The sequence below is a fragment of the Chryseobacterium barbadense genome (assembly GCF_042849955.1).
In the GTDB taxonomy this organism is placed as follows: Bacteria; Bacteroidota; Bacteroidia; order Flavobacteriales; family Weeksellaceae; genus Chryseobacterium.
In genome coordinates, this window is record NZ_BAAFHL010000085.1 from 1 (window position 1) to 6,565 (window position 6,565).

Consider the following 6,565-nt stretch of genomic DNA (forward strand, 5'->3'; position numbering starts at 1 on the left):
CTGCACACCGGTGAGGCCTTTCTGGGTGTCAATATGCTTAATAATTCCGCTAACTTCTATAAGCTGTTGCTGTGCCTGTACAATGTTAATAAATAAAAATGTGACTAATAATAGGGTTATTTTGAGCAGAAAATCATTCTGTCTGTTCTGTTTCATTGATGATTATTTTAGGTTAATGGGAATGTGTGATGATATTTAAAAAAAACAGCACATATACATTCGGATCCCTAAAAGCTGATGATAGAGTTTTTTTGATTTTGTCTGACGGTAAAGAATATTGATCATATATTTATTTTGCGGTTTGTAAATAGCGGTACGAAAAATCCCCAAAAGTTTCTTCTTCGTGTCTTTCTTGTACATAAATCCCGAAGAGCTGATCCAGAGTGTCAAGGATTTCGTCTTCCCCTATATTGTCTTTAAATTTTGTATTGAGACGCAATCCCAACCGGTCTCCACCAATGTGCAGATTGTATTTGCCATAAGCGGTCCCCACAAATCCTATTTCTGCATTGGGAGATCTTCCACAACCGTTGGGGCACCCCGTCATACGAATAGTGATATCTTCTTCTAAAAGCCCATATTTTTCAAGAATAGGCTCTATTTTTGTTACCAGGGACGGCAGATAGCGTTGTGCTTCTGCTAAAGCCAATGAACAGGTATTTAAAGCAACGCAGGCTACAGAATTTTTGCGGAGAGCACTTACATTTTCGGTATAACCGGAAATTCCATATTCACTTAGAAGAGCTTCAATTTCTTTTTTATCTTCTTCGGTAATATCAGAAAGAATAAGATTCTGATTGCAGGTAAAACGGAAATTTGTCTTTCCTGTTTCGGCAATCTTTAATAATCCGGATTTTAATGGGTACCTTTCAGTATCAAGAACTCTTCCATGTTCAACGAACAAAGTATAGAACCATTTTCCTTCATGATTTTGTATCCAGCCATAACGGTCTTTTCTTTGTTCAAATTTAAATTCCCGGGCAGGCTCAAAAGCAAAGCCGGTTCTTTTTTCCACTTCCGTTCTGTATCCATCTATTCCAAGCTTATCGATGGTATATTTAAGCCTTGACAATTTTCTGTCACTTCTGTTTCCGAAATCTCGCTGTACCGTGATGATTTCATAAACAGCCTGTAAAGCTTTTTCCTCCGTATCTACAAACCCGAGGATTGAGGCAAGCCTGGGATAGGTGGCTTCATTCCCATGTGTGGCACCCAATCCGCCTCCAGCGGCAATATTGTATCCAATAAGCTGATTGTCTTCAATAATAGCGATAAGTGCAATATCATTGATGAATACATCTACATCATTATTGGGAGGTATTGCAATGCCGATCTTTAATTTTCTAGGCAGATATCTGTCCTGATACAGCGGATCTTCTTCTGCTTTTCTGTCTATCAGCAATTCATCATCAATCCAGATATCATAATAGGCTTTAGTTTTAGGCAAACACATTTCGCTTATTTTTCCGGCTAGCTCATATACTTCCTGATGTAGAGGTGATTCAGAAGGATTAGAAGTACAGGTTACATTCCTGTTCACATCACCACAAGCCGCAATAGAATCCAGATGCTGCAGGTTGAATTGCTGAATGGTAGGTTTTAAATGAGATTTTAAAATACCGTGCAGCTGAATGGTTTGTCTCGTTGTAATTTTTATGGTTCCTGTAGAATGTTTTCCGGCCACTTCATTCAGTCCGATCCATTGTTCCGGAGTTAAAAAACCTCCCGGGAGCCTTAACCTGATCATATAGGAATACAGCCATTCTAGCTTTTTAGCCACACGCTCTTCCCGTCTGTCACGGTCATCCTGTTGATACATCCCATGAAACTTGATTAAGGTCTGATCATCTTCCCGTATCGCACCGGTAAATTCATCTGCGAGACTTTCCTTTAATGTACCTCTAAGTCCATTACTTCCGGTTTTAATTCTTTCTACCGGGGAAAGGTTATCTTTATTGTTCATTTTTTGTTTTTTAATTAATATGATTGATTGTGTAGAATGGTAATGCAAAGTCCGCTGAGGTTTTCTTGCATTTGGATTTTTTAGTTCGCAAAGGCGCTTCACTCAGCAAAGAGTACATTGTTTATCATGAGTAATCAGTTACTAGTAAACATCTTTTGCATAGCGCCCACTTAGCTCTAATTCTTCAAGATAAATCCGGGCTTCTTCCTGGTTTCGTTTTCCCTGGTTTTGGATAATATTGATTAGGGTTTCTTCAACATCTTTGCTCATCGGATCTTTGGTTCCGCATACATACAGGGAAGCTCCTGCTTCCAGCCATTGAAAGATTTCCTGGGCTTTTTGTTCCAGTTTATGCTGTACATAGACTTTTTGTGAAGTATCTCTTGAAAAAGCAATATCCAGGTGGGTTAATGTTTCCGTTTTTAGAAAATCCTGGATTTCTGATTGATAAAGGAAGTCTGAAATAAAATTCCGGTCTCCGAAGAACAGCCAGTTTCTTCCTTCTGCACCTGCTGCATCCCGTTCCCAAAGAAAAGATCTGAAAGGAGCGATTCCTGTTCCCGGTCCTATCATGATGATATCTTTATCGGATAGAGGAAGTTTAAAGTGTTTAGCTTCCTGTATGTAAAATTCAAACTCGTTCCCTTCCTGGAATTCACTCAAAAATCCGCTGCATAATCCATTGCGTTTCTGATCATCAATCTGGTATTCCGATTTGGCTACCGTGATGTGGATCTCGGTATCTCCATGTGCTTCCGGAGAGGAAGAAATAGAATATAAGCGTGGAGCCTGACCGGTGAGAATGGCAATTACTTCTTCAAATTGTCCTGCATTTTTCACCGGATATATCCGAAGCAGATCAAGAAGACCTAAACGGATTTCCGGAATTTGATGTCCTGTAATCTTTGCGTATTGAGCGACAGTAGTTTTCAGAAGGTAACTGATATTAAGATGCTTATACAAAAGCTCTTCTGCACTGGCGGTAACTTTTGAGGTTTTGATCTGTTTTTCAGGATCAATGCCTGTCAATGCAATGATTTCATCCACTACGGTTTTGGGATTGAAAGGAAGTATTCCCAATGCATCTCCCGGTTGATAAGTGATGGCCTCATCCGTTTCTATTTCAATATGGTAGGTTTCTTTCTCGGAAGTAATGTCGTTGAGATTGATGATGTTGGAAACCGTTCCCCAGTATTTTTTTCTTCCTGTTGAAATTTTTGGAGCTGAAACGCTTTTTGGGTTTTTTGCTGAGGTCTTTGTAACCACTTCAAAGATATGCTCTATCCATTGATGAGCCTCCTGTTCATAATCAATATCACATTTTTTCAATGGAATGATGCGTTCCGCTCCTAATATTTCGAATCGGAAATCAATGTCTTCTCCTGTTTTGCAAAACTGCGGATAACTGCTGTCTCCTAAGGCGAGAATTCCAAATTTGAGCTGGGTAAGAATCAATTCGTTCTCATGAATATGATCATAGAATTTCTTAGCCAGCATAGGAGGCTCTCCTTCTCCCTGTGTACTGATGATCACAAAGAAAAATTCTTCTTTGATGAGGTCTTTAGGTTTGTATTGGGAAAGATCTGCCAATTTTACCTGGATCCCTTTTTTCTTGATGATTCCGGCAAGCTCTGTAGCCAGCTTTTTACTGTTTCCGGTTTCCGTACCGTATGCAAGTGTAATTTTCTTTACGGCAATTTCATGGTCCGGATTGTTTTGTAAGGCAGGTTGAGCAATACCGACGGGTGCTCCGGCAAGTCCGGCCAGATAACCGCTTGCCCAAATGGTTTCGTCCCTTGAAAAATCACCGGATATTTGTTTGAGGATATTGAATTTAGTTTCAGACAGCATATTGAAAAAGATTTTGAGTTGTTGGGATGAGACTTCCGTTAACGACCGATTTGAAATAAAGGTCTTCCTCTTTAGCATTTTCCAGCCAGGAAAATTCTTCATGCAAACAGACTACTTTGCCAATAACCACCAACGAAGGAGAAATAAAATCCTTATCAGCAAAATTGGCCTTAAAATCATCAAAAGAAGAAGTATATACTTTTTGATATGGAGTTGTAGCCTGTTCAATGATGGCAATTTTTTTATCCCTGGAAATATTGAGATCTATCAATTTTTCCACAAGGCTGGATAGGTTTCCTTTAGACATATAAAAAACAAGTGTGTCATTCGTAACCGCTAATTCATTCCAATAGGTCTCATCAAGAATCTCAGATTTATAATAGGTAAGAAAACGAACCGAAGTGGCATGATTCCTGGCCGTTAAGGGCATTCCCGCATAAGCTGCTGCTCCTAAAGCTGCCGTAATCCCCGGAATGATCTCATAAGAGATCTTATTCTGTTTTAAGGTTTGCAATTCATCCAGAATATTGGAGAAAATGGAAACATCACCCCCTTTAAGCCTTACTACATTCTTGTTTTGAAGAGCATAGTCAACTATTAATTCGTTGATGAAAGATTGAGGAGTGGATGCATTTTTACTACATTCTTTTCCTACATATATGATTTCTGCATTTTTATTTGCGTATTGTTGTAAAATTTCCGGGCTCACCAGGCGATCAGACAGGATGATTTCAGCTTCAGCAAGGGCTTTAACCGCTTTTACAGTGATGAGATCAGGGTCGCCGGGTCCTGCACCGATAAGGTAAACCTTTGGTGTTTTGATAGTTGCGTTCATTGTAATGGGTTTAGAGGTTAGAAGAGTCCTTCAATGGACAGGTATCTTTCGCCTGTATCGTAGTTAATTGTTAAAATTTTTGATCCTTTAGGTATTTCATGAAGTTGTTTTGCTACTGCCGCTAAGGCTGCTCCTGTAGAAATTCCTACAAAAAGTCCCTCTTTTTTGGCAGCATTAATGGCATATTCAAAAGCTTCTTCTTTTCCTATTTTGATGATTCCGTCCAAAATTGAGGTATCCAAAATGGATGGGATGAATCCGGCGCCTAACCCTTGTAAAGGATGTGGTGCAGGTTCTCCGCCGCTTAAAACAGGTGAAAGCTCCGGTTCTACAGCAAGAACTTTAAGGTCAGGATATTTTTGTTTCAATACTTTGGCAATTCCTGTGATATGTCCGCCTGTTCCTACTCCGGTAATGATGTAGTCCAGCCCGTCAGGAAAATCATTCAATATTTCCTGAGCCGTTGTTTCAATATGAACCTGTACATTGGCGGGATTATCAAATTGCTTGGGGATCCATGAATTAGAAGTTTCCTGGGCCAGCTCATTGGCTTTTTCAATGGCTCCTTTCATTCCTTTTTCTCTTGGAGTCAACACAAATTCTGCTCCGTAGGCTTCCATGATTTTACGGCGTTCCACACTCATACTGTCGGGCATGACGAGAATAAGCTTATACCCTTTTACTGCGGCTACCAAAGAAAGCCCGATTCCTGTGTTTCCACTGGTAGGTTCTATAATTACACTTTCTTTGTTTAATAATCCTTTATTTTCTGCATCTTCAATCATAGCCAAGGCAATCCTGTCTTTGATGCTTCCTCCCGGATTACTTTTTTCCAGCTTGATCCATACTTCATGATCAGAATTAAATAGCTTATTGATTTTTACTACTGGTGTATTCCCGATTGTTTCTAGGGTGTTTTGGAATTTCATGCCGATTCAATTTTATGTTGTTTTATTGATTTATATAACAAAGGTTAAAGATTCCGGTAAGGAGCTGTTATCCTTGATTTTTATTTCACTTTTATGATACACCAGAGAATGGGAAGGCACATCTTGGGTTATCCAGACGTTTCCGCCAATTATGCTTTCTCTGCCTATGGTTGTATTTCCTCCTAAAATGGTAGCTCCTGAGTAAATGATGACATGGTCTTCAATATTCGGGTGCCTTTTTTGGTTGGCGTTATCTTTGGAAACATGTAAAGCACCCAATGTTACCCCTTGATAGAGTTTTACATGATTTCCGATAACGGTTGTTTCTCCAATCACAATTCCGGTTCCGTGATCAATGAAGAAATGATCTCCTATTTTTGCTCCCGGATGGATATCTATTCCGGTCTTGCTGTGGGCATATTCCGAAATGATGCGCGGAATGATTTTGATTTCCTGGTTCCATAGCTGATGCGAAATCCGGTAGGCATAGGTTGCAAAAAATCCGGGATAGGCCAAAAGAATTTCTTCCAGTGATTCTGTGGCCGGATCAAATTCAAGAATGGCTTCTGCGTCTAAGATCAGCTTATTGTATATTCCGGGTAATGCCTCAAAAAAAAGATCAGCCTGCTGTTCTGCAAGAATTTTACCTTCTGTGATACTGTTGATCAAATTTAAAAGAGTGTTATGCAGTCTTGCAAAATCTTTTCTTAATTTGTCTTCAGTATGAATATGCTGTGGAAGAAAAAGCACTTTGTATAGTTCTTTGACGAAAACTTCAGTGGTGTTTTTGTCAAAAAAGCCAATAACATTGCTTTGTTTCTTCTTGAAAATCTTTTCAATGAAATATTCTGATGTTTCCATTATTTACTGAATTATGCATGCCGCAACCGTTGAATTGGAAGTTTCATCCACCAAAATGGCAGATCCCGTTCTCTTATCGTTGATTAAACTGTCAAAAACTAATGGTTGAGCTGTTCTAAGGGTTAC

The 6,565-nt window shown here is 39.3% G+C and carries 5 protein-coding genes; all 5 read right to left on the reverse strand.

Features of this window, described 5'->3' with window-relative positions; all coding sequences use genetic code 11:
* Positions 1–289: 289 nt before the first annotated feature.
* The 5 genes from cysI to epsC all read right to left on the reverse strand — a co-directional run bounded on the left by cysI (position 290) and on the right by epsC (position 6,439).
* Positions 290–1,963 carry an assimilatory sulfite reductase (NADPH) hemoprotein subunit gene (gene cysI / locus ACGHIN_RS15995; RefSeq protein ID WP_390455786.1) on the reverse strand — a complete coding sequence of 558 codons (1,674 nt, stop codon included), beginning with the start codon at positions 1,961–1,963 and terminating at the stop codon, positions 290–292.
* 141 nt (positions 1,964–2,104) lie between these two features.
* The gene (locus ACGHIN_RS16000) at positions 2,105–3,814 is read right to left on the reverse strand and encodes a diflavin oxidoreductase (RefSeq protein WP_390455789.1); all 1,710 of its coding nucleotides are present in this window, start codon (positions 3,812–3,814) and stop codon (positions 2,105–2,107) included.
* On the reverse strand, positions 3,804–4,649 hold the full coding sequence (cobA, locus tag ACGHIN_RS16005; protein ID WP_390455792.1) for a uroporphyrinogen-III C-methyltransferase: 846 nt from the start codon (positions 4,647–4,649) through the stop codon (positions 3,804–3,806). Before cobA ends, ACGHIN_RS16000 begins: the two co-directional genes overlap by 11 nt.
* A 17-nt stretch (positions 4,650–4,666) precedes the next feature.
* Positions 4,667–5,578 (reverse strand): cysteine synthase A, encoded by a 912-nt coding sequence (gene cysK, locus ACGHIN_RS16010; protein ID WP_390455795.1) that lies wholly within the window; start codon positions 5,576–5,578, stop codon positions 4,667–4,669.
* A 30-nt stretch (positions 5,579–5,608) separates the two neighbouring features.
* A complete protein-coding gene (gene epsC / locus ACGHIN_RS16015) occupies positions 5,609–6,439 on the reverse strand; it encodes a serine O-acetyltransferase EpsC (RefSeq protein WP_390455798.1) in 831 nt (276 codons plus the stop codon).
* Positions 6,440–6,565: the final 126 nt, after the last annotated feature.

Bases quoted from the DNA above. Each gene is read 5' to 3' on its own strand.
- cysI (WP_390455786.1), bottom strand. From the start codon at position 1,963: ATGAACAATAAAGATAACCTTTCCCCGGTAGAAAGAATTAAAACCGGA.
- cysK (WP_390455795.1), bottom strand. From the start codon at position 5,578: ATGAAATTCCAAAACACCCTAGAAACAATCGGGAATACACCAGTAGTA.
- cobA (WP_390455792.1), bottom strand. From the start codon at position 4,649: ATGAACGCAACTATCAAAACACCAAAGGTTTACCTTATCGGTGCAGGA.
- ACGHIN_RS16000 (WP_390455789.1), bottom strand. From the start codon at position 3,814: ATGCTGTCTGAAACTAAATTCAATATCCTCAAACAAATATCCGGTGAT.
- epsC (WP_390455798.1), bottom strand. From the start codon at position 6,439: ATGGAAACATCAGAATATTTCATTGAAAAGATTTTCAAGAAGAAACAA.